Raw genomic sequence first — 24,178 nt, forward strand, 5'->3', positions numbered from 1 at the left:
GTATCATATACATGTAAATCCATTAACCGCGATATCGGAGCAACGTAGTGACAGAGGATGAGCGCCAAGATGCCGACGTTTTGCGATGGCGCTTTTCTCGCCATCTAAATGATCTCAAACGTCAGCTGAGTGATGCAGACGGTGCGAATGCCAGGAGCGCGGTCATCATAAAGTGCCTACCTGTGACATCGGCCTATTTTCAATCAGAAATTCCTTGGCAAGAGGCTTGTCTCGACGAAATTTGGAAAGCTTGGGTAGCAAGCACATTTGATGCAAATGTCGGTGATGCCCGCACTCGTGTCGTTCAGTGGTGTACTGCAGGTGTCATTGGCTCCCTGATTTCTGAGACGTCACCCATAAGCGCTGACCAAGTTTCGACGCTCCTATCCTTGATGCTGGATCCATGATCCACTGAGCGCAAATCCTTGTCCAAAGGAAAGACTTGTTAAACCTTTTCATATACACGATACTTCACCGAAGGTAGGGTGGCTAGCTCGGGCGAAGCAGTGGCACCCTCAAATGACCTTCAAAAATCGTAATCCAGGCTCGATTTTCTTTGCCGGAGAACCAATAATGCCGTTCGGGGGGCAGTATATTTGGGTAAGGGTTCGGGGCGCGACTGGTCTGCAGGTGGCTGGAGCGAGAGACTAGCGAAGGGAGAAAAGTCCAAGGGGGAGCGCATTCGCGCTCTACTCGGAGATTCTCGTCGCCTGTCTGCGTCGCAAGATGTTCGCATTTCTCGCCCAGGCGTTACGACATCCACTGCTACGCGTTACGCAACCACTGCATTTCCTGATGCTTGGTTGACAATCTCTGCAGGCCGACCCGCCGTGGGAGCCGTGCTCGACTCTATTGAAGATGGCAAGGATCGCATTGTCCTTGCCTGGCCAGAGAAGCCAGGGAACGGTTTTACCTTGGCTGCTTTGGCAATGCGCGAGGCTCGCTCCTCTGGTCGGCTTGCATCTGCGACGGTTGCGGTCTGGCCGTGGCGCAATGGTCTGACGCGAGCTGCTCGATCGATCCTCGTTCATCCGCAAGACATCGCCGATACGGCAAAGCATGCAATGAACGATCACCGTGCTGGTGCAGCTTGGATGAACAGCGATGGTCTCGCGCATATCGAGTTGTGCATGCTGGAGATGCGTTTGCGGGATCTGCTTCCCGAGAATGCGCCTCGACGTCGACTTCGCGGGCGTCCGCGCATTGAGGTTGTGGTGAAGAATCCGACCCTTCTCGAAACGACCGCTGTCTTTCCACCATCTGCTGCTGGCTACTCGCCAGACGCCGAGCACACTTTGCGCAGGGTGAGTCAACACACCCACCTCAACGAAGCGGGTGCCAGTCTCACCAGCGCACGAGCATCGATTGGCAATCCGAAGACCACGCCTTTCGCCGTCTTGGGAGTGCCAGGCGAACGATCAACAAAAAGACTTAGTCGCTATCTCAATCATCATCTCTTGGAAGAGCGCCCAATCGAGCTGATTGTTGTGGACTTGACCAGGGCTTCAAGGACTGATCTTGGCGAGAACTGGGAAAAGCGCTTGGAAATTCTGCTCGAGACGCTGGATACCCTTGAGCGAAGGCGTCCTGCGATCGTTGCGATCTGCGACGACCCGTTCACGCTCAAGTCCTCCAGTCGCCTCATCCGTTCGCATAACGCCAAGATAAAGCCCAAGCGCGCGATTCCCACTGAGATTGGCCTGTACCTAGCCGACCGCGGACTGCTCAGCTCATCGCCAGATCTACCTGACCAGCTGCCTAAAGTTGTCTTTCACGCTGACATCAAAGATGCGTCGCTTAAGAGCTTGCGCAATGACTTGCTCGATCTTCTCAGGAGATTCAAGGAGGCAGGCAACCTCGAAGGTCTCCGGGCTGTCGCGACCGCGCTGTCGTTTGTCCGTCGAATAGCCTGCCTTCCCCTTGGCCTTAATGAGGCGCGCATCGCTTCCGGCATCTTATTCGATGCCGATGATGATGTGGATAGCGGGATCCGCGCCATGTTCCTTGAAGGTATGGCCCTAGCCGATCTGGCCGCGATTGAATCAAGCGGTGCTGACAATGGTCGGGCGCGGCCCATTATGCACCGCATCGAGCAGCTCGTGGCAGAATGGCAGGATGAAACCCCGGTATCCGCCAAGCTCAACGAATTGCTGTCTCCGCAGAATAAGCCACAGCGCATTCTTCTCTCCGTCCCCGACCGTCGAATTGCGGAGATTGCGCTGGGATCGGATAGGGCGATCGGATGGGACTGTGCAGTCTGCGACCATCACGAACTAGCAACGGTATTGGACCGATCCTACTACGACCAGCTCATTGTCACCGGCCCGACCTCGAAGGCACTTCGCACCATTTTGGTCAGTGAGAGTACACCCCCCGACGTGGTGCTGCTGGGCGACGCCTCTGGCGCGGGATTGTTGGCAGGAGAACTTCTCCCGCTGACCCGACTGGATGGTTTCTCAGCGGTGGCAGAGCGAGCGTCTGGGCTACAGGCTGCGCTCAAACGTGGTGGGCTCGACGAAAAGCTTAACCTTGGGGAGGCCGAGTTCCGCATTTCTCCCGCAGCGGGATCGAAGGACATCGATTTGAGCCGTGAGGGCGAACGCTATTCTGGTGAGCGCGTCAGCCTTCACACCTCAGCGCACCGGATCGTCTATCGTCCGAGCAGTGACGTGCTGGTGTTCACGTCTGGGGAGGCACGACTGTTTGAAAAGTTGCCCGCGCGTGAGATCGAACGTGGCGATTACATTCTGGTTCTGGATGAATCCACCCGAAACCGGATCCGCGCATCTTTGGCCACGTCTCACAAGAGTTTGGAGCAGTTGGCTAACTATCATCAGGCCATTGCGCGGCTGCGCGAGCAGATCCCTGGTGCGAGAAATTTGGACAAAGCTCGCGCTGTTCTGCGCCGCATGCGCGATATCGATCCCGATGTGGTGGACAGCGAAATCCATAATGTCCACCGCTGGCTGACCGCGGACACTGCTCCAGCGACAGGCGAAGGTACAAGACAGCCTGGTGCCGCGCGTGACTGGCCCCGCTTCAAGTTGTTTATGGAAGCCAATGAGGTCAACGAGCTACTGGCGAAAACATTCTGGGATTTCGCAATCGTGCCCACGCGTTCCTATCGGGTTCAAGAGGGCTTCCAATTCAATCAACGCGTTGTTCAGTTCGTGCTTGATCCGGAAAGCACTCATGGCGCCAAAGCTAACACAGTCGGCCTGAGACAGCTGTGGCTTTCGCTCCAGGACGCTGTCGATGAGGTCGAGAACATCGAAATTTTGAAAGAGGACCCCCGCCATGGCTGAGCCATTGCCGCTGCGCAGCATGTCCCCGGATGATCGGCAGATCCTCAAAGAAGCGGTGTGCGACGCCATTGTCGAGCGAACTCGTCGCGTTGTTTCAGGTGCGGGCGAGCAAGGCCGTTATATCCTCGGATCGAAGCCCTCCAGGGTTCTCAGCAGCGGGTTTATCCTACCGCGTCACGACCAGAACGGTGACGACGAGTCCAGCGACATCCGCTTGCCGGCTCACGGCCTGGATTTGCGCGTCCGTGGAGACGCTGGGCAAATCGAAATCGCGCCAACCCTGTCGGTCTATATCCGGATATTTCCCACCGCCGATGACCTCTTCGAGCGTGACGGTCGGCAGCTGCCCAGGGCTGAGCTCTCTAAAGAGGCTGAGCTCATGGTAAAGGAACAGATCAAACAGCGCATGAGCAATGTGCCAGAGCTGCCATCTGGGCGTGCTCGAGCAGAAATGAAAACGGCGATGGCGGCGGAAGTCTACCAAGCCATGGGCATCGTTGTGCCAACCGGAGCGCTCATACCACAAGGCAGTGACGAGGACATCGATGATGCCTCCGAGCAAGGACAGGAGGTTCCACCAGGGGCCCCCGTTCGAGCCCGAATCCGAATTCCGAACCGGCTCTCGCGGCAGTATGAAGCGCCCACCAAGTGGCGTCGTATCGACGTCCCGGTCGAACCTCTTGTCCTCGACCTCCCGGTCGATCGCTTAGCTTGGGAACGATCTGCTGATGCATACAGTGCGCGACTGACCGCCGCCATCCGTCAAGCCTGCATGGATTTCATCGCCAGCGGCGAAGGACAGGATTGGGCATGGCGCAAACGCCGTCCAGAGTCAGAAGATTTTTGGGCCCCAGACGCATGGGATGCCTTCCTCGCACGTGTCCGCGCCGACGCGGCGGTGCCGGCCGATCTTATCCCGCCAATTCAGGTCGGTCTGCTCGTACAGGCGCTTCCAGATGTGACAGCCCCAGGCTGCCATTCGCTCCGCATTGCACTCGAAAATCTTCGTGAGACGGATCCCAAGCTCGAAAGCGGATTGTTCACCGTAGGTTTGGTTGTCCGGCTGCCCGACAGCGCTTTGGCGACGATGAGGCTGGAACGCGTCAAGCGCAGCTATCACTTGAACGGCTTCATGAACATGCCGGCCATTGGTGTAAATGGTGGGGTCGAAGACTTGGGGCAGATTGGGGGCATCCGCAGCCTGCGAACGACCTGGTCACCGCGTTATGTACTACCAAGGATGCTGGCTCGAGCCATACCTTCCGTACCGACAGCCTACGCCCGTCTCGCCGATCCTCTTCTGCAGGTCGGCGATCTACGTGGACTGGTGAGCGAGATGGACGCTTGGCGCGCCCAGGTGACGGCGTCGACGAACCTGTCACTTCGCCCTGACGAAGGCGATGCCAATGATGAACTGCGTCAAAGAGAGCAGTTCCAGACCGATCTCGGTGCTTGGGACTATGAGGCTCGGCGTGTCGAACTTGGCATCGACATGCTGGAGCGATCGCAGCACGTCTGGTTGAGTAGCCCTGCCTCTCGTGAGGCGATCCCATACGCCGCCTGGTTGTTGTTGAACGAGACGTTCAATACGGCTAATCCCCTGAGGGAAGGCGAACAGCAGCCAGGCTGGCGACTGTTCCAACTGGCCTTCATTTTGGCGCACATTCCGACGCTGGCATCCAGGCTCCCGGAATTCCATGACATGTTCCGCGCTGACTTCGACGAAGAGGCGGTCAGTCTTCTCTACATGTCGACCGGTGGCGGCAAGACCGAGGCCTTCTTCGGCACTGTCGTTTTTGGACTGTTTCTCGACCGACTTCGCGGCAAACATCGCGGCGTGACGGCCATGATGCATTATCCGCTTCGCCTACTGACGGTGCAGCAAGCCCAGCGACTTGCCAGACTCCTCGCGCAGGCCGAGATGGTCCGCGTGCGGGAGAACGTGCCTGGCTCGCCATTCGAGATCGGCTTCTGGGTTGGTGGTGGCAATACGCCCAATAGAGTAGAGAAACCAGGCGGTGGCGTCCTCGATGATATCGCCATGATCCCAGCTTGGAACTCGGCACGTGGTGCCGATGAACAGGCACTCCTCGACGGTTCGGCGCCTGGGGTCAGCGGCTATCGCGCGGCCAATGCCGCCTGGAACAAGCTGCCGACTTGCCCCTTCTGCCGCTCCGATACGCCGACTGCCCTACGTCTCTTTCCAGATGAGCATCACCGGCTTGGTATTGTCTGTCTCAACCCACAATGCGATTGGAATATGTTGCACCGTTCTGCGGGGCGACCGGTTGCATTGCCGTTCCTGCTGACGGACGCCGATATCTATCGGCGGGCGCCGTCGATCTTGCTGGGTACGATCGATAAGCTGGCATTGATTGGGCAGAACCCTCATACCATCGATGCCATCGCTGGTATGTTCGGGCTGGCCAGAGCGGTCGAAACCACCGGCGCTCAGTTGCTCGACCGCCCTTCTGGCACGGCGCTCGCCGCCATCGACAGTGGTGCCCTTCAGGCCGTGGCCCCGGCTTATTCCGGTGGGCGAGAGCTGTTCGTCGACCCCTTTCCGAGCCTGATCATCCAGGACGAAATGCACCTGCTAGAAGAAAGCCTAGGTACGTTCGGCGGCATCTTCGAGACCGGGCTATTCGCTTGGCTCAAAAGGCTCGCTGTATTGCTTGGCACTCGAGCAGCCCATATTCCCGGTGCACCTGAATTGCCGCGATTGCCGCACGTCATTGGTGCGACGGCAACGGTTTCCGACGCGGCCAAGCACGCGCGGGCCCTCTATCAACGCAGAGTGTGCCAGTTTCCTCACCCGGGGCCCTCACTTTACTCCACCTTCTATAGTGGGATGGCTGGCTTCGATGCCGATGGTGCCGGTGGGGATCGTGCCCGCGTACTGGGCGACCCAGCGAGCGAGGCCCGAGATAAGGAAATGGCGGCGCCTTGGGCAAGGCTCTATGCGAGCATCATGACCAATGGACGTCTGCACACGGTCACGACCATCTCCGTTCTCGCCGCCCACGCGGCCACGATCACGCGTTGGGAGAGAGACCTCGCCTCGACAGACCAAGCACGACGTCAGCGCGCTGTCGATGAGATCGAGGACTGCATTTCCGATGCTCCCTACGCGACCGGTCGACGCGCAGCAGTGCGCGCAGCAGGGCAAGCTGATGTCAGGCGCCTGGCAGCGCTAATCGACTTGCACCGCATCGAATTGACTTACGTAACCAATAAAAAGGGCGGTGACCAAATTCTGTCCGCACTCAATGCCGAGGCCCTAGAGGCCCATGCGGCGATGGGACCGGAGTATGAAATCTCCAGCTTCTTTACCGAGCTGATCTCGGGCGGGGTTGATATTGGTGGCATCCAGCGCGTCATTCGCACGGCCGAAGCGCCCTTCGATCCTTTGACTGAAGACATTTCTCATGCGCTCCGAATTATCGTCGCTACAAGTGCGATCTCGCACGGTGTCGACGTTGAGGCATTCAATTCGATGTCCTTCGCCGGCATGCCCTCGGACATCGCCGAGTATATCCAGGCGTCTTCGCGGGTTGGCCGAACACACGTCGGCTTTTCTCTGCTGGTACCGACCCCGCAGACCCGGCGAGATCGCTTCGTCGTCGAGGTTCATGAGTCCTTCCACCGTCTGCTCGAGCGGATGATTTCTCCTCCAGCGGTGGAGCGTTGGGCCGATCGTGCCATCGCGCGCACGGTGCCATCGCTTCTCCAAACCTGGTTAGCCGGGGTCCACTTCCAGAACCGATTTGCGGCGAGCGCACCGCAGGCCAAAGCCTCGGTGGCATTTCCCGGAAGTGTGGAGCAATTGGACCGCGTTCTGTCCGATCCGAGCGCGCTTCGTGACTGCACGGCCTTTATTCAGGAAGCGATTGGCATTCATGCGCTTGAGGGATGGGCGCTGAACCCGGATTACTATCAAAATCTGATCCGAGAGGAGCTTCGGCGAATCCTGAACGAAGCTTCGTCGGGGCGATTTACAGGTCAGTTGGATAGGTTCTGGGACAACAGGCTGACAGGTCTAAAAAAACCTATGTCGAGCCTGCGCGATGTAGATGCAGCCGGCCTGATCGAACCGCACCAATACATCGACAAAGAGACTTTGGCCGACGCAATGGCCTTCGTGCGTAACCGTGGGGTTGGTCGCCCTGCTGGCAATGAACTGGACCGGGAGAACTAAAATGGCCAAGGCTCCAGTCATGCAAAGGTCGCGCGGACAAATCGCGACTGCATATGCACCCCACAGTCTTTTCACGTTCGAGGGTGGGCGGGGCGCCTGCATGGCCTTGCCCACCGGTCACAACATGCGCCAGGTGCTGTCCAACGTGACGGCCCACACAATTGGCGAGCAAATACAGGAATATTTCAGCACATGGGCCGATCGTGCCACCAAGGGCGATAATCTTTCGCATGACGTGCCTTTGGAGCTCGCTGTCGACAAGCGCGTCATCGTCGACGGAGCCGTAAGGGTCGCGATCGGTGAATTTGAGTTTCAAATTCCGGATCGCGCTGAATACAAGCCGTTCCCCTTGGCTTTCGTGTGCGGTCGGTGCGGCCTCTACCGAAACAGCCGCGATGCGAACACACTCCAGCGTGACGCCGAGCGCTTCAGATCGGCGTGCCCGGATGGTGGTGCACGCAACTGTGCTGACGATTGGGAACAGCTCGACGTCGTTCTGGCGCATTGGTCAGGCGCAGTTGAGCCCATAACGCCTGAGTACAGGCATTGGCATTCTGGCCGGCAAGAGATCCAGTCGATCAACAATTGCAGCAACTGCGGCAATGATCGCTTCAAGCTCCGGCGCCCGCCAGGGCCATTGGGCAATTGGTATTTCGAGTGCGTTTCCTGCCAGCAACCACGGCAGATTCTGCAACGCGACCGCGAAACGCTCAAAACTCTTGGTCCGCTTATCGACGCCAAGCTGGCGATCTGGGCCGAAGTCAATATGGAGCCGGTCTCGTACCGAGCGTCCGCTGCGTATTACGTCCACGGCGATCGTCTTCTGGTATTCCAGGACGATAAATACCTCGCCCAGCTTAACGACAGGCAGACCGCCGATCTAGAGCGCATCATTTCGACCCAATATGGCTACCCGATCGCTTCCCTTGATGACACCGATCGTGAGCGCATCCTGCGAGAGGCCGGGCGCAGTAAAGAGTGGGAGAGCTACGAGCAGCTGCGAAGCTTACTGCGAACTGTCGAGATGATGCCAGGCGTCACAGCAGAGATGCTGGAAGCTCAGCGCGGGCAAATTGCAAAGCAGGATGAAGAATGGGCCGGATCGATCTTCAAGTCCTACGCCCAGGCACCAGAGTCGATTACGGCGGCCTGTCGCGGACGGCGTGATTACGTTCGCAAGCACGATCCCCTGCGGATGGCCGTCGAGCACCTCACGCTCCAGGAAGAGAAGCTTCGCGGGGGCGAGATGGCCGATGGCAAGGCCGTCTCGGTGGACGTCGCCATTCTCGATGCCTTCCTGCGTCCTGACGGTCTGAGCGAGGCCGACCTGCGCCGCCAGGAGACCGCGTCGCGGCAGCGCTTGGCCGGCCTCGGGATAGCCGAGATGCGTCTACTGCGCGGGATAGGCATTTGTGAATACAGCTTCGCCTATAGCCGCACTTCTGCTTCGCCCTTCGTCATGCGTGACAAGGCCGGAGATGCAGAAATGCCGGTGCGCCTCCGGCTCTTCGATAAGGTTGAAGTTTCGGACGATTCAAAACATCCGATCCTCTGTTCGGTCCAACAGAACGAAGGTTTTTACGTCAAGCTTGACGAGGATCTTGTTCGACAATGGCTGGATGCCAACAACATACCGCTGCCACCGGCAGCGAGCAGCGTGCGGCTCGGCGGCCAGCTCATCGAGAACTTCCACGCCCTGCAAAGCGACCGCAACACCCGTTTCACTAGGTTTCTGGATGAGTATCGGCGTGAGGGCGCCTTGCCACGCCAAGCCTATCCATACGTCTACACCCTGCTGCACACCATGGCGCATCACCTGATCGATACCTGCTCGTCGATGTCGGGCCTCGACCTTGGCTCGTTTGGTGAACACCTGTTTGTGCCGGACTTGTCCTTTCTGGTGTACCGTCGCGGCACCACTATGGATCTGGGTAACCTATCTTCGATGTGGCGCGACCAAGGCGACCCGGACGTGGGCAATCATGTGCTTGAACACATGCTCAATCCCTCAAGCTTGCGCTGTGGATCGGAAAGCGTTTGCAACCACCGGGGTGGCGCATGCCCCGATTGCGTGCTGATCCCGGAAAATGCCTGCGTTACCCGCAACGAGCTGCTGTCTCGCTCGGTTCTGGTTGGCCGCGGCAAGCCACGCTTTGACAGCACGCAGGGGCACTTGGTCGGCTATCTCGACATCGCTGCCGGTAGACCATGAGCGGGAAAACTGCGTTGGGTCTTGATGTTGGCCGATCTCTCATCGCGACCTTGGGGCAAGACTGCGCTACTGGAGCCGCACTGGCTGAACGGCTTGAGCAGGGCGTTCAGTCAATTACTGCCGCCTCGCTCGTCGGCCGATTCTCGGCAGCATCCGTCGAGCGGGTCGCCCGAAATTTTGAGAGCAGAGGTTGGCTGGTCAAAGATGGTTCGGCCTGGCGACTGACACAAATGGCCATCCCAAAAGGGCTGGCAAGCTTTCTTGCCGGCGCTGCGGAAATGCGCGTCCAAGCATTGTCAGAGACGGCTTCGGTGGCCGTTGTGACTTTGCCGGGGGCGCCGAGCCGATTGACGCAAGTCCTGCCCATTGAAGGGCCGGTCCATGCGAGCATGGAAGCCACCGACAATGAAATCACCCGGATAGCCAAATCTGCCGTGACTTCAATTACGATCATGAGCCCCTTCGTGAACAGGGAGGGCGCCGATTTCGCGATGCGCGTCTTCGATCAGAGCCAGGCGAAAGACAAGACGTTGATCACCAGGCTGGCAGGCAAGACGGGTCATGTCGTCCGGCCTTTGTTGACAGAAATGGGACAGCGGGGCATCCGCGTCCTAGATTATTTCATCCCGGCCGGTGAAGGTTATGAGACCTTCCACGCTAAGGTCGTAATCGCCGACGGTGATCTTGCTTATGTAGGCAGCGCAAACATGACGATGTACAACCGGCATTCGATGGAGCTCGGCATCATCGTGAAGGGCAAGGCAGCCCATGCCGTGGCGGCGCTTGTGCGCAGCGTGCAGCGGATTTCTATTCCTGCGGGGATGCCTTAATGCTCCATTCACGCGCCGTAGGGATGGCACTTGAAGAACGTGTCACCCGCATCATGAATCTGCACCGTCGTGCCAATGGTAGCACTGCTCTATCTGCCAGCTTGTCGATTGTGCACCAGACCTGCTCTGTTGAGGCTGCAGAACTCCTGTTGGGGCTCGATGCGGCGTGGGTGGACTACGCTGCCGCCAGCGTCTACGCGGCGCTTATGGGTAAAGAGCGTCGAAAAAGGCTCGGTGCCTATTTTACTCCGCCGGGCCTGGTCCGCTATTTGCTGGGTCGCGCCGCCGATTTCGGTGTCGACATCGCGAGTGAACGCATTCGGGATCCTGCGGCTGGTGGGGCTGCTTTCATCGTTCCTATCGCCCGTGAGATGGTTAAGCGCTGGCGCGACGCCGGCAAGAGCGATCGCGAAGTCATTGCACTGCTCTCGTCCCATTTGATGGGACGAGAGATTGATCCTGACCTTGCCAAGCTTGCCAACGCCCTGCTGCATCGGTGCTTGACGGTCGAATACGGTATGTCCCCCGATTTGGCCGCCAGCCTTGAACTTATTGCCACTGGCGACAGCCTGGCGGCTGGCGTCGACGACAAAGCCGATCATGAAATCGGCAATCCACCATTTCTGCGATTGGCGGCCAAGGACGCGCCCCCTGAAGCATCCAGATTTGACGACATCGTCGCCGGGAGACTGAATCTATACTCCGTGTTCGTACGTCGTGGTCTCGCCGCGCTGCCCCCTGGCGGGATCCTCGCCTATATTATACCGGCTTCATTCATTGGTGGTCCCGAGTTCCGGCGTTTTCGACTGCGCATTCGTCAGTTGGCGGAGGTGATGGCTGTCGACATGATCGAAGGTAGGCAAACTGTCTTCACCGATGTGGTGCAGGACACCTGTGTGCTAGTACTGCGGCGCCGTGGGTCCGACATCGACACCGTAGAAGCTGACACAGCACTATCCAACTACGTATCCGGAGCCGGTCAGGTTCTTTCGGAGGGCGCAATTAGCCTGCCGCCCGGTGATGGTCCATGGGTGTTGCCGGGACAAGCTGAGAACCTCCCCTCCACGCTGTCTGAGTGGGGTTACACCCCTCGGATCGGCTATCTTGTCGCGAATCGCCAGCAGGACCGGATACATGAGGGGCCTGCCCCAGGCCGCGTACCGCTCATCTGGGCCAAGGCCATCGGTCAGGATGGCACCTTTGACTTTGGACGCGGTGCCCTATTCCGAAAACATGGTTGGGTGGACGTGCTACCTGACGCCAGTTATCTCATCGAGACAGGGTGTGTCGCCATTCAGCGTACCTCCGCGCGCAATCAAAAGCGTCGAATAACGGCGGCCGAAATTCCGGAAGATTTCGTCTCTCGGCATGGCGGTATTGTTGCGGAAAATCATGTGATCTTACTGGTTCCAAACCGTGATGACCCAGTACCAGCAAAACTGCTGGCCGCAGCTTTGAACACCACAGCCGTGGGCAAACAGCTTGATCGCATGTGCGGCTCCGCGTCGATTCCGGCCCGACTGTTGTCGGTTCTGCCAATGCCTCCAGTCCCGCCGGGTGCTTGACGTGTTACAACAACCTCTTCCTGTTAACACGTGAGCACTTGTACCGAAGTTGCTATGGTTCGCGACACATCACGCCGCCTCCCACGCCCGGTTCAGGATCTTGTAAGCGATGGCAGACTGGCGCGCGCATGCCGCTGTGCATGGGTTTGTCGGCGCTGAGACCTTTGCCGCCGTGAACCCTAGGAATAATCGAAAGGTGCACCTGGGCCTGCTCAAGATGGCCGCGCGAACAGAGACGCATCGATACGTCTTCTTCATGTTGCCGCTATGCTACGGCTGTTTGGCAGACCTAATCGGAGCGTGACTGCGTTCAAGTGTGGCCGCTAAATTTGTAGTCCTGGCCTCGCCAACTCTACCGATCCCACATCGACCCATCTTCCGACTCGTCCCTCCAGTTGATCTTCGGGCTGGCCGGTGGAGCGACGAAGCCAGCCCTCGTCGAAGGCGGCAAGGTAATCGTTCCGATCTTTCGCGGCGGTTCGGCTGAACTGGTCCGGAACGCCTCGTTGCTCCGCAGCCGAGCGAGGGCCTCTGCCGATAAGGGCACGTGCCGAGGTTGATGAACAGGCTTGGTGGCCTTCCTGCCGCGCCCCTTCTTCTTTTTTTCTTTATCGGGCTTGGCAGACGCTGGTGCGACCGCTGTGCGCGGTCGCTTGGCCGGAAGCGGCTCGACCTCCTTCTTGGCAGGAACAGGATTAGGAGCAGGAGGGGGCGCTTGCTTGGAGCCGGGCGGCAGCATCCAACTACCCGAGATCGTCCACCCCTTGCTCCGGAGTTCCATATACTCGGCCCCAGCGATCGCGTCGACGCTGATGGCTTTGACGGCAGGGCCTTGTGCTGGGGCAATCTCTTCCGGCTGGCGCTCCTCGCGACGGCCTTCTTGGGGAAGCGGAGGAAGACGGGCCTCCAGAACACTTGCCAGCAATATCCCGTCCGCCGGCGACATGGCCGGAACCATGGCGAACAATGCGCTGGCCGCGACCTTGCGTACAAAGTCTGCCTTCAGCTCCAGAGCGCCGATCACCGTCTCCTCGTCGAAGCGATCGAGCAGGCCCTTGATCGTCGCCATGCCGGTGGGAGTGAGCTTGCCCTTGCTGAGATCGTTCAGATCCGAGATCACCTCACGATCGCTGCGATACAGCCGGTGGTGCCGAACACGTCCATCGCTCTTCTGCTGATCGCGCTGGGGTTTGCTGGACGTCATCGAGCGATGGCGCTGGGTGTCGCTGGTCGGTCGGATATCTCGATAGTGCGGCGGCTCGATCGTACCGTTCTTAACGCCGAGCAGCTTCTCGCGGAGCAGGCCCACGCTCTCGCCGGCGGCATGCTTCTTGGCGATCTCTTCCTCGATCTCGAAGACATGCCGGATACGGGCAAGTCGACGCAGTTCGAGCGCACGCACCTGCTTGTAGACTGGAGCCTGCTTCACGTCAGGGTTCTGAGGCGGCGCGGTTCCCGCGGCAATCTTCAGCGAAATTCGCTGCATGTTGCGAGCAGCACCCTTGCTCATTCTCCGTCCCCCCTCAGGTGAGATCAGCATGAGGTCATCACGAACTCATTGCAAGGCCTGGAAATACTTGATCCGACTTCCGGTTCTTCGGAGCAATGCGCTGGCAGACTGATCCCGCGGCAGGCAACCTCTGGTTCTATGCATGTCCATCCCGCACCGTCCCATCAACGATGGAGAAGACGGATGCACTGGCTGGAGAAGAGAAACGGGTGGGTCGTTCGCGAGGGATCGCACAACCGTCGATGGACGATCACGTCATCGTACTTCGAGGACCGGGTAGGCCTGAACTTGACCCACTGGACGTCTGATGGCATCGCAGTCGAGACGAGGATCGCGCAGTGCATGAGTGCTGCCGAGGCGCAGATCTTCGCCACGGCGCTCGACAGTGCCGGCCACCCCGCCGGCACGAAGATCAACGAGCTGCTGATCAGCAAGGGCTTCAAGGAAGCGCCTCATTTCTCGCGCGACGTCGAGCGCGAGGTGATGGAGGCGGTCTGCAAAATTCGCCTGATGGCAAGCGTTACATGCACCACGATCGCCGGTGGTTCGGGTCGGAGGACCTGTCGGTCTTCATCACGACCACCCGAACTGGAGTATTCCCGTTCTACAGCATGATCATGCGCGACGATCGTTTTGCGCAACCGGACACGTTGCTCATCAAGCCGCGGCCGTTCCAGATGGCGCCCTCGGCCAACTATGGTCGGAACGGCTCCACAGCAGATCCCATCATTCCGACCTTCACGGTGGCCTGTCTTGCGATCATGCAAGAGCGCCTCAAGCTGAACGGCTCCTACGCGGCCAAGCTGGTGGACGGCCAGCAACACGCTTTCGCCGCCCGTTTCGCGGCCGGCTATCAGTGGCCGGAGCCGGAACCCGAGGCAGAGCCGCTCATGCTCGGCAGGGGATGTAGCTAGGCCGCCTCCCACACCCGGTTCAGGATCTTGGCGGCGATGGCCGCCTTGTCCTGGGGCAGGAACCGGCCGTAGTGCTGCTGGACCATCGCCGGCGTGTCCTGGATGGCATACGATGCCTGCTCATAGGAGCCGGTCTGCTTGAGGATGTGCGTAGCGAGGACATCGCGAACGTTGTGCGGGCCGTGTGGTAGCAGGCCCTTGATCGCACCACGACCCGTCCAGGGATTGTAGATCCCATAGCGCTGGATGGTGAGCCGCCAGGCCTCGTAGAACGTGTTCTGGTTGTAGCTCGCGTCGGCGCTGGTGCGCTTGACCGACTTCACGAAGAAGGTGCCAGGGTCCGCGGCATTATCGATGAGACGTGCTCGATGACGATCGATGTAGGCCTCGATGGCGTCGTAAAGCCCGGCGAGGTCTGGCAGCACCAGGCGGAACGGCTTCGAGCCGAAGAACGAGGACGTCGAGTTCTTGAAGGCGACGGATGGGATCAGCACCTCCCAACCCTGGTCGCGCTCGCTCCACCGCAGTTCGCCGCGCTTCTTGTCCTCGAGGTGTCGCTCGGACGTCGGCGTCCGTCCCCGAGGGCAGACCAGGAGCTCACGCAGGTTGCGCTGGCGCAAGCCAGTGTGCATGCCGAAGCGAAGCATAAGGAAGGAGCGCACGGCCTCGGCAGCCGGCTTGGGATAGCGACGCTCGTCCGGCATGAGGCGCATGATCTCCTCGGTGATCTTGCGGTATTCACCGACCGGGCTGGCAGCCTCGAGCACTGGCATGATCGGTTCGAAAGGATCGCGATGGATGCGTGCGACGCGCTCGATCTCCCGGATGCGGTGACGCGCGTGCTTGTAGAAGGCGTCGCAGGCGGCATCCCAATCGGCACGAACCCGGTCGATCTCGTCCTGCTCAATCATATTGGCGACAGGCTTCAGCCGGTCGGCAAGCGCCGGCGTCTGGCGCATCCAGCCGGTCTCGGCACGGGTCATGCTCAGCACGACGCTGAGCATGTCGACCTCCCACTTGGTGTAGAAGCCACGCCGGCGCTCGCGCCACTGCAGGTACCAGTCCCAGACCGCGGGAAAGATCAGCATGGCGAAGCAGACGCTATCGAGCGGCACACCAGCGCCCTTGACCGTGCTGCGCGGGTCCGATGCCAGGGCGCCGAACATCAACCCCAGGTGCTCCACCTTCTGACTGGCCGTCTCCTCGTTCCAGACGCCGTTGCGCTGGAAGCCGAACGCCGTGAGCGTGGCCGTCTTGAAGCGGAGCAAGGCGTTCATCTCGGCGTCAAGCGCCGCCGGCGCGTCCACCACGGCGGATTCGAGTTCGGCATCGAGATCGCTGACCTCATCCTCCGGCTTGGGTGCTGGTGGGCGCGGAGCATTCTGGAAGGCGGTAAAGCGCACGGCGTAGCGTTGCCGCATGGCTGCGGCTTGGAATACTCGGTAGTCGGTTGAGCCCGAGATGATGACCCGTCGCACCCACTCCAGTATTTCCTCCTGCTCCGCCTTCGGTCGGGTGAGGAAGTCGTCGGGCAGGTGCCATGCGAGGCGGCGTCGCTCGGCAGCCGGCAGCCCGGAGAGGGTGACGCCACGGATCGCCCGCGCCTGGTGCGGCAGCTTGGCCTTGAAGTAGCCCAGCGGCAGGCGGTACCGCCGCTCAATGTTGTTGAGGACGACGAAGCTACGTGCGGTCATCGGGAGCAACTGACCGGTGCACCACTTCATCAATGTGCGCTGGTCCTGCGCCTCACCTCGCGACGCCAGCGCCAGGTAGAGGTGACGCACGGTATCGCCGTGCCGACGCATGTGCATGTTCAAAGCCTCGCCGAAGCCGGGCAGGTCGTCGAACTCTGTAGTGAACGGCTCCGGGTGCTCCACGATCGGCTTCGGAGCTGGACCGCGCCGCGAACGCTTGGGTTCCACCAGAGTATTTGAGGTCCGGGGTTCCAGCCTGGTCTTGGGCGGTCGCACCGGCTCCGAGGCGTCCTCCAGCGCCACGTTCCGCGACAGCGCATCGAAGATGGGCTGCAGCTGATACCGTGCGGCGCGCAGTCGGGTCTCGTCGACACCGGCTGTGCCAGAGACCTCGGCCCAGTCGATCCACTTGCCCCTATAAGGCGGGAACGCCATCAGCTCGAGCAGGCCGTTGAGGTAGGTGGAGACCGCAGCCACCTCCTGCTCGTCCAGCACACCTTTGAGACGCAGGCGGCAGAAGTCCGTGATCATCTTGGGCGTGAGGGATCGGGTTCTCGGCATTGGCGTCCTCCGGAATATTGGAGGACGCGAGGTCGCCGAGTCGTATTCAAAGGAGTGCTAACTACCTGGCTGGATGAGCGATTTCCCCAGCTATCTCATCGTGACCTGTAGGTCACCAGGTTTCCATGTGAACCGCTCCGCTGCAGAAGCCTGCGCAACGGCTTCGCCCACGGCCCGAGGCAGCTCGTCGATCGCAACCGGCTCCACCAGCAACTTAGCCGCAGGAAGGCTCAACCGCTTCGATGCTGGCAGGCGGTAGGCAGGGATCACGAAGAAGGACCACTGCGAGGGCTCCCTGTGGTCCGCGGTGTCGTTTATGACGGCATGAAGGGCCAGAACGTAGATGTCCGCGTTCCGTCCGGGCGCATCCACCCACCTGTCATCCCGCCAGACCTGCTTGCGTGGAGCGATGTCCCAGGAGGGCTTGGGCTCGCCCTTGGTGACCCACGTCTGCTTCATCGCCGACTGCTTGACCTCGAGCCTCATGCCATCGGCGTTGATGAAGTCGTGCTCAGCATAGTCCGCGCTGCACCAGGTCCAGTCCGTCAGCGCGCCGGCGATTATGGCTTCGACGATCACGGACCGGTAGACGTTGGTCACTAGCGGCTTGCCGAAGATCGCCGTAGCAGCGGAGGCGATAACCTCATCCCTGGTCACTGCCGTTCTCCTTCTCGATCGCGTCGAGCCACGCGTCCAGCGTCAGCGCACCGGTGGCATCGTCACGATCCCCACTCTTGGGAGCACGCAGCCCGGCCAGCATCGACCGGCAGGTGGCTTCGCCTTCATCTGCGGCTTCATCGGTGCGCCGGTGTGCGGGGATGCCTCGGAAGTAGGCGAGCTTCTTCTCGAAATGGCGGATCAACTTGTCGCGCCTGGGATCGACGACGGGGACGCGCATCAGCACCAGAACTCGTTGCCATCGGGCCAGCGACGGGCGAGGCCTTCCGAAATCAAGATATCGCCGACATCGGTGCCGCCAATTCGGATGGTGGCAAGGGTGCGATCGTAACGGTCGGTGCCGAAAGTCTCGACGCTGAAACTGTTGCTGTTCAGCAGGTCGAGCAGGCGGGCGCTGGCACGATTGGCCAAGGCCACCTCCTGTGCTCCACCGCAGATGTCGTTGTACGGCTCGGGCGTGTCATAAGCCTGCAGCCGGAGGTTCATGCCGTCGAGCCAGACAGTGTCGCCATCAACGACGCATGTGTGGCGCTGACCGGATCCATACATGCGGAACTGCACACGCATCTCGGATGCGACGACTGCCTGTCCGCCGCCAGGCAGAAAGGTGTCGGCGGCGATCCATCCCAAGGTGCAGACGCTCAACAACGCCGCAACGGCTAGCGCCGTCGTCAGGTGGTCACCGGACTTCTGCTGATGCCTTGTAGGACGACGCTTAGGTTTGAAACGAATGACCGACATGGCCGAAGACTATACGCCAAGGGTTTCCGTTTGCTTTCATCCATGCCTCAAAGATGCTGGGTGATAAACTGCTTCAGGTCCTTGTGTCGAGTTCGGATGGAGTCTGCGTCCCAGAGTAGATCACCATCCACTGATTTGGAGGCATACTTGGTCAGTAACTCGTTTTGAGAGACGAACGTCGATTTCGAATAGTTGGCTACCCGATCGCTGAACGACTTCTTCCCCTTCGCTGCACCGGTGGAACGTGTATCTAGAACGAGGTTCCCCAATCGATGAAGGAACACGTCACGAAAAGGGCCCTCTACCTCATCGAGGCTGGTGGGATCCCAACGGGTCATGGCATCCAACATCGCGTCGCTGGAATCCTGGGGGGTTATGTGATCAACCCCATATTGCTCGGCGGTGTTGGAACTCTGGACGAGCTCTTTCCAGCTGAGTAGCTGCTCCCTGCACCCAGGCAACGACCGCAGGTGATTCTCGTATTTCCAGAGAACATAACGAGCGGTACGACCCAGTTGATAGAACTCGCGATCATCTATGGTGGCAAGCACCCTGTCAGGGATCCTGTGCTTGGCTCGCATTGCGACCAATTCTGCTATGACGGCGTCGAGGTTGCCTGAGAATTCGTTGGCCAGCCGCCGGACAGCACTCTCGCCCGTGTCGGCTCTTACACCGGCGAGCGAACTGGCACTGGCGAAGCGCTCCATTTCGGCGGTGACACGGCTGAACTCACTTGGCCGATGAAGCTGTGAGTGCCGCCAGGTCTTGATGAGGAGCGGCCAAAAGATAGCGGTCCGCCCTAGTACGGAGAGACTGGCCACCGGATTGGCTCCTGCGCGCGATCTCAGGATCTGCAGAGCATCACCGAATGCGTCCGCCAACTCGGCAGAGAAGCGTTTGATCAACTCACTGCGGTCGCCGTTCTTGAGGTATTTTGGCGTCTGGAGGAGGTGCCGCACCAGCTCCTTCGGCTTACGCCAGCCTTCTTCATCACCAAAGAACACTGGCGGCAGGTAAGCGGCGCAGTAGTAGCCAAGAAGCTGATCCTCACCTGGCGCCAGCGGTTCACCTTCGATCGCTTCAGCAGTGCGATACAGCCGGGCGAACTGCTGCTGCACATACCGGAGATTGTTCTCCGTGTTCTCATCGGAATGAAGATAAAGCCCGTGCATCAGGAAGCTCTTCAAGGCTTCCAAATTGGTGAGACGCTTGCCTCGGTCGTTCTGGAACTCGAAAATCTGGGTTGCCTCGATCGGGCTGTCTACAGCGTAGATCAGGATCGTGCTGTTGAAGAGAGTGTTCAACAATTCAACAAGCCGAGCGTCGCTGAACTGCTCGAGCTGGTGATCGAAGAAGCGTTTGGCTGATGTGAGCCTGTGCTGAGAGGGCGAGTTACAGTCGCTGTCGGTTGCGTGATCGTCTCCAGTCACGAAGCGCTCAAAGAACGCATCGTCCTCCTCCACCGTCCGAAACAACCTCAGCTTGCCCATCGAGAACAGTAGCCCGTAAGTGAATTCGGTGACGGTCTCGGTCTGTTCCGGGTTCTTCGACAGCCTATCCAGCAGGCAACGTGTGAAGATTGAGATCGTCGTAAGTCGTTGTTGCCCGTCCACGACGTCGTACTGCGTCAGTCGCGCATACGGCTGGGACTCGGATCGCGTGAGTAGAACCGTGCCCAGATAATACGGGCGGCTGGCGGACGTTGGATGCGATACCAGATCGTTTAGAAAATCCTGCAGCTGAGGATCGCTCTCCCAGGCGTAGGCCCGCTGGTAATGGGGAACGCGGAAACAGTTGGTGGCGAATATCCCGCCGACGGTATTGGCGCCAATGCTGATGGGCATTTCAAACTCGATCTAAGCTGCTGACAGCACGCACATTCATGGGGTTCTGATCGCAAGTCCAGAGGGCTGCGGTAAGGATAGAGGGTACAACCTCACCGGCATTCCGGCAGTTCGTCCCACCGCGTCGTGTACCGCGGCGTGCGCATCTCGAACTTGGTTGAGAACGCCTCGCGCTTGATCCCCATCGCCGCCGGGAAGACGGTGGCCCGCCCCCACCGCTTGTTGGCTTCATCGAGCGCCTGCATGACCCGTGCGGCTCGCTCATGGTCGAGACCATCGAACAAGGCTTGCTGCGATCCTGATGGCGGCACCAGGTCCTGCGTGACGATGCCGGCCTTGGCGTAGCGGTATCCCGACTTCCAGAGCTGGTCGACGGCGCGCCGGCTGGCCTTGATCAACGTCAGAGTGTCGTTGGTGGCCTCGGGCAGATCCACGGTCATCGATACGCTGCGCTGCGGTTCATCGTCGTCGAACCGGCTGGTGTGCATGAAGACGGTGACCTGGTCGGTGGCGAGGCCATGGCGCCTGAGCTTCTCGCCAAGACGAGTGGCGTAGCCGGCTACGGCTTGCTCCATCTCCGGCTTGCGGGTGACGCGTTGCCCGAACGACCGAGTGACGGCACATCCTTGGCGCACCGGCGGTACGGTCTCAAGCGGCAGGCACGATCGACCATTGAGTTCATGCACTAGCCGCTCGCCGACGACGGTCATGAGCTGCCGGGCTTGCCGCGGCTCCAGGTCTCGCACCTGACCGGCGAACTGAATGCCCATGGCGGCGAGCTTGGCTTGGTTGGCGGGCCCAATGCCCCAGACGTCGCCGATCGGGAAGTCGGCCATTACTCGCTCTCGTTCGGTGGAGCCGCTGAGATCAAGGACGCCATCGGCCAGCTTCTTGGCCACCTTGTTGGCGAGCTTGGCAAGGGTCTTGGTTGGGCCGATACCGACGCAAGTCGGGATGCCCGACCACTGCTTGACCGTCGACCGCAGGTCCTTCGCCCAGGTGGTGCGGTCCTTCACCGGCAGCCGGCTGACGTCGATGAAGCTTTCATCGATCGAATAAATCTCTACGTCCGGGCTGAAGCGGTCGTAGATCTGGTTCAGGCGCCGGCTCATGTCGCCATAGAGAGCATAATTGCTGGACAGCGCCACCACGCCTTCGCGCCGGCACAGGTCCTTGATCTGGAAGTACGGGTGGCCCATGCGGATGCCGAGGGCTTTTGCCTCGTTGGTGCGCGCCACGGCACAGCCGTCGTTGTTGCTGAGGACGATGACGGGACGCTTCTCGAGCCGCGGATCGAACACGCGCTCGCAGGAGCAGTAGAAGCTGTTGCCGTCGACCAGCGCGAAGGCAGTCATTTCTTGAGATCGCGGATGGTCGCCGTCACCACGCCCCACACAGATACTTCTGTCCCTTCCGAGATCAGGAAGGGCGGCAGCTTGGCGTTCTCGTTCTGCAGCACGAAGACGCCGCCACGACGATGGAGGCGCTTGAGTGTTGGTTCGCCGTCGATGATCGCGAGAACGATGGACCGATGCTTGGGCGCCAACGAACGGTCGACGATGACGACATCGCCGGGGAATATCTTCACGTCGATCATGCAGTCGCCGACGACCCGCCACAGGAAGGTCGCGGTCGGGTTCTGAACTAGCACCTGGTTCAGGTCGATCATGTCCTCGATGAAGTCGTCTGCCGGCGAGGGGAAGCCGGCGTGGACGGTTTGACCGACGAGGGGCACGCTCAGCTGGATCAGCGAGGACACGGGCACCGGCATGCGGTGGTCAGCGATGGCGGTGGTGAGGTCCATATCGTCTCCGTCGTCGATTCCTTTCAGGATGAGCGATGGCTACGAACAAAACAAGAACACTATTTGAGCTGATGCGGTTGACAGCAGTGGCTATTGATGGCCAGCGAAGGGCACCTGTCCTGCCGGAGCATTACAGATGACGGGGCCGCCGGCGCGTTCGTACTCCGACAGCAGGCCAGCTCGTCTCGAAGCCATCATCGGCTTGCCAGGCCAAGCCGAACCCATTTTCATTTGCAAGCGCCAAGTCGTGCGCGCAGGGTTTGCAGCCCACGACGATGAGGAGCTTCGGGTCGCCAGCCTGTTTCTGTCGGTAATCCAGAAGTTGCCCGATAGCAGTTCGTATCGCGAACCGCACCGTAGCAGGGTCGCTCGGCTTCACCTCAACCAGCACGGTCCCGATCTCGGCATCCTCGTACCTCAGGTCCACGCGCTCAAGGTTAGGTAGTATGCCCGTTGCACCAGAAGCCTCCAGGAAGTCCTCGAAGGCCGTCTGCAAGTGGTGGTGCTTCGGGGTAATCTGGAACTCGTTCTCCTGTAGGTAGCGCGTATAGGGATCGCTTGCGGTCGCGGCACTACGGCCAGAACCGCCGCGTGGGGGCGGCGCGTTCCGCACGTGCGGCGCAGAGACTTCGTCGAAGTCGTCTGTCGAAAGCCAACCGATAATTGGGTGGGAAGACGGCAGTGCGTCGGCGATGATGGAAAGCGCCTGGTCGGGCCTGACAGCCTGGTAGCTGCCGTGCATCTTTACGATCGCCTGACGGGGCTTCGCGGGATCTGAGGACGGAATGAGGTCGTCGGGGATTATCGGCACAGGTTTGCTGAACCAAGCGTAATGCGTCTGCGGGCAACGCCACTGCACCCACTTGTGCGCACCTTTCCAATGCCTGTCGAACTCCGACTTGCTGGACTTTCGCTGTCTTATCCCCTCAAGCTTCCAAAGCTCGGCGCCGTAGGCACGTAACTTGAGATCCCGCGCTATCGCATCTCGGTCTTCATCCGTGTTGGTGTATACAGCGCAAGCTACCCCAACGGCATAGAACCGCCCCTCCAGCATCGTGGTCATCACGATCCCAAGGTCACCGTCCTCGGCATATTGGAACATCTGACCCTTGCCTTGGGTATGGAATACCTTCCAACCTTTCCAAACCCAATCGGATCTGCCGTTCCACTCCTCGTGCCCATAGCCGTGATCCCCTGCATACCCGCTCGACGTGGCATCTCCGGTTGGAAAGAGATAGCCGTTCGAGTTCCACACGATCGGCTTAAGCACCACCATCTTACTCAATTTGCTCTCCCGTAGATGTCCTAAACATCCTGCAACATCGCCATGCGCTTCGTAATCTGGCTGAACGTCATCGGCAGGAACGACTGGTGATCAACGCCACAGTCCCACCGGCGGCGCGTGGAGGGGATCCGGTCATGGGTATGCCCATGGAAGTGCAGGTCACCCGAGAAGTAGCCTTCCCACTCCATAAGCGGGTAGTGGCAGAGGACGACCTTGCAGTCGCGCGCCACGAGGGTGCGGATGTCGTCGACGCTTGCCCAGTCCAGCTTTGTGCGCACTTCCTCCCCATCATGGTTGCCCACGATCAGCCTCTTGATCCCGTGGAGGCGTTTGAAGTTCGTCGCTACCTCATCGAATGGTACATCGTCTCCGGCTACGTCACCCAGGTGCCAAACCGTATCCCGAGGCTGAACCAGGTCGTTCCATTTGCGGACAAGGTCACGATCGTGCGCCTTGATGCCAGGGTAGGGCCGTGCCGCCATATCGAGGATCCCGGTATGACCGAAGTGCGTATCACCGACGAACCAGTGCCTATGGTCGATCACTGTCAGGTTGGCGTTGCTCATGCCAGGTGCCTCTCAATTCAGTGGTGCAGTTTATCCCCGGCGTCGGCCAAAGGCTTATGCTTTGTCCATCAGGAGGAAGCAGATGCTGCAGATATTGGCAACGGCGACTGGAACGGTGTTGGCCGCATTGGGCTGGGCGCTCCAGCGCAGAATGCGCGGAGATGCCATGGACGAGACGATCAGGCGACGGCTTCGTCTTGTCGAGCTCTACCAACGCATGAAATCGGTTGGCCTCGATGTCAGAGCGCTGGACCGGCTCGAAGGCGAACTCACTGGACCAAGAAGTGAGCAAAAAAGAGCTGAAACACCCGAAAACCAGACCGATACCGCTTCCGTCCGGGTCTTTCGTTAGGCGTGAACAATGATTACCGATTGGTGGTCAGTGCAGAACATTGGTTGTTAAAGCACAACTTTGGTGTTTTCACCATCACCACCAACCACCAGTCGGCAGATGACAATAGAGAATTGACA

General features: G+C 59.7%; 18 protein-coding genes. 8 read left to right on the forward strand and 10 right to left on the reverse strand.

Features of this window, described 5'->3' with window-relative positions:
• Positions 1–839 precede the first annotated feature (839 nt).
• The 5 genes from VE26_RS01665 (at position 840) to VE26_RS01685 (ending at position 12,110) form a co-directional block, all read left to right on the forward strand.
• Positions 840–3,305: a hypothetical protein gene (locus tag VE26_RS01665; protein ID WP_152658673.1), complete on the forward strand. Its 2,466-nt coding sequence runs from the start codon at positions 840–842 to the stop codon at positions 3,303–3,305.
• On the forward strand, positions 3,298–7,503 hold the full coding sequence (locus VE26_RS01670; protein WP_046103494.1) for a DEAD/DEAH box helicase family protein: 4,206 nt from the start codon (positions 3,298–3,300) through the stop codon (positions 7,501–7,503). The genes VE26_RS01665 and VE26_RS01670 overlap by 8 nt, the downstream gene beginning before the upstream one ends.
• A gap of 100 nt (positions 7,504–7,603) precedes the next feature.
• Entirely contained in the window at positions 7,604–9,715 is a 2,112-nt protein-coding gene (locus VE26_RS01675; protein WP_244465602.1) for a hypothetical protein, read from the forward strand.
• Between the two features lie 14 nt (positions 9,716–9,729).
• Positions 9,730–10,545, forward strand: a complete 816-nt coding sequence (locus VE26_RS01680) for a phospholipase D-like domain-containing protein (protein WP_160297778.1) — start codon at positions 9,730–9,732, stop codon at positions 10,543–10,545.
• Positions 10,546–10,568: 23 nt separating this feature from the next.
• Positions 10,569–12,110, forward strand: a complete 1,542-nt coding sequence (locus VE26_RS01685) for an Eco57I restriction-modification methylase domain-containing protein (protein WP_160297779.1) — start codon at positions 10,569–10,571, stop codon at positions 12,108–12,110.
• A 352-nt stretch (positions 12,111–12,462) separates the two neighbouring features.
• Here VE26_RS01685 and VE26_RS01695 read toward each other — a convergent pair whose 3' ends face one another.
• On the reverse strand, positions 12,463–13,620 hold the full coding sequence (locus tag VE26_RS01695) for a hypothetical protein (RefSeq protein WP_046103499.1): 1,158 nt from the start codon (positions 13,618–13,620) through the stop codon (positions 12,463–12,465).
• A gap of 183 nt (positions 13,621–13,803) precedes the next feature.
• On the opposite strand from VE26_RS01695, the gene VE26_RS01700 reads away from it, so the two are divergent.
• Together VE26_RS01700 and VE26_RS01705 are read left to right on the forward strand one after the other, a co-directional pair.
• Positions 13,804–14,235, forward strand: a complete 432-nt coding sequence (locus VE26_RS01700) for a hypothetical protein (protein ID WP_046103500.1) — start codon at positions 13,804–13,806, stop codon at positions 14,233–14,235.
• Positions 14,232–14,534 (forward strand): hypothetical protein, encoded by a 303-nt coding sequence (locus VE26_RS01705; RefSeq protein ID WP_046103501.1) that lies wholly within the window; start codon positions 14,232–14,234, stop codon positions 14,532–14,534. The genes VE26_RS01700 and VE26_RS01705 overlap by 4 nt, the downstream gene beginning before the upstream one ends.
• On the opposite strand, the gene VE26_RS01710 is transcribed toward VE26_RS01705, so the two are convergent.
• From VE26_RS01710 to VE26_RS01750, 9 genes are all read right to left on the reverse strand, one after another.
• Entirely contained in the window at positions 14,531–16,789 is a 2,259-nt protein-coding gene (locus VE26_RS01710) for a hypothetical protein (protein WP_152658674.1), read from the reverse strand. The two genes, VE26_RS01705 and VE26_RS01710, sit on opposite strands and share 4 nt — an antisense overlap.
• 90 nt (positions 16,790–16,879) lie before the next feature.
• Complete coding sequence (locus tag VE26_RS01715; RefSeq protein ID WP_046103503.1) at positions 16,880–17,446, reverse strand: hypothetical protein; 567 nt, start codon at positions 17,444–17,446, stop codon at positions 16,880–16,882.
• Positions 17,433–17,693, reverse strand: coding sequence for a hypothetical protein (locus tag VE26_RS01720; protein ID WP_152658675.1), 261 nt, complete (start codon positions 17,691–17,693; stop codon positions 17,433–17,435). Before VE26_RS01720 ends, VE26_RS01715 begins: the two co-directional genes overlap by 14 nt.
• Positions 17,687–18,208 carry a thermonuclease family protein gene (locus VE26_RS01725; protein WP_084619848.1) on the reverse strand — a complete coding sequence of 174 codons (522 nt, stop codon included), beginning with the start codon at positions 18,206–18,208 and terminating at the stop codon, positions 17,687–17,689. The genes VE26_RS01720 and VE26_RS01725 overlap by 7 nt, the downstream gene beginning before the upstream one ends.
• Positions 18,209–18,255: 47 nt before the next feature.
• Positions 18,256–20,052, reverse strand: a complete 1,797-nt coding sequence (locus VE26_RS01730) for a DUF262 domain-containing protein (RefSeq protein WP_046103505.1) — start codon at positions 20,050–20,052, stop codon at positions 18,256–18,258.
• Between the two features lie 92 nt (positions 20,053–20,144).
• The gene (locus VE26_RS01735) at positions 20,145–21,407 is read right to left on the reverse strand and encodes a Y-family DNA polymerase (protein WP_046103506.1); all 1,263 of its coding nucleotides are present in this window, start codon (positions 21,405–21,407) and stop codon (positions 20,145–20,147) included.
• Positions 21,404–21,856: a LexA family protein gene (locus tag VE26_RS01740; protein WP_244465603.1), complete on the reverse strand. Its 453-nt coding sequence runs from the start codon at positions 21,854–21,856 to the stop codon at positions 21,404–21,406. The genes VE26_RS01735 and VE26_RS01740 overlap by 4 nt, the downstream gene beginning before the upstream one ends.
• A 130-nt stretch (positions 21,857–21,986) precedes the next feature.
• Positions 21,987–23,141, reverse strand: a complete 1,155-nt coding sequence (locus VE26_RS16940) for a hypothetical protein (RefSeq protein ID WP_152658676.1) — start codon at positions 23,139–23,141, stop codon at positions 21,987–21,989.
• Between the two features lie 20 nt (positions 23,142–23,161).
• Complete coding sequence (locus VE26_RS01750) at positions 23,162–23,707, reverse strand: metallophosphoesterase (protein WP_046103507.1); 546 nt, start codon at positions 23,705–23,707, stop codon at positions 23,162–23,164.
• 82 nt (positions 23,708–23,789) lie between these two features.
• Between VE26_RS01750 and VE26_RS01755 the strand changes: the two genes are divergently transcribed.
• A complete protein-coding gene (locus tag VE26_RS01755) occupies positions 23,790–24,059 on the forward strand; it encodes a hypothetical protein (protein ID WP_152658677.1) in 270 nt (89 codons plus the stop codon).
• Positions 24,060–24,178: the final 119 nt, after the last annotated feature.

Origin of the sequence: Devosia chinhatensis, assembly GCF_000969445.1 — a bacterium.
Classification (GTDB): Bacteria; Pseudomonadota; Alphaproteobacteria; order Rhizobiales; family Devosiaceae; genus Devosia; species Devosia chinhatensis.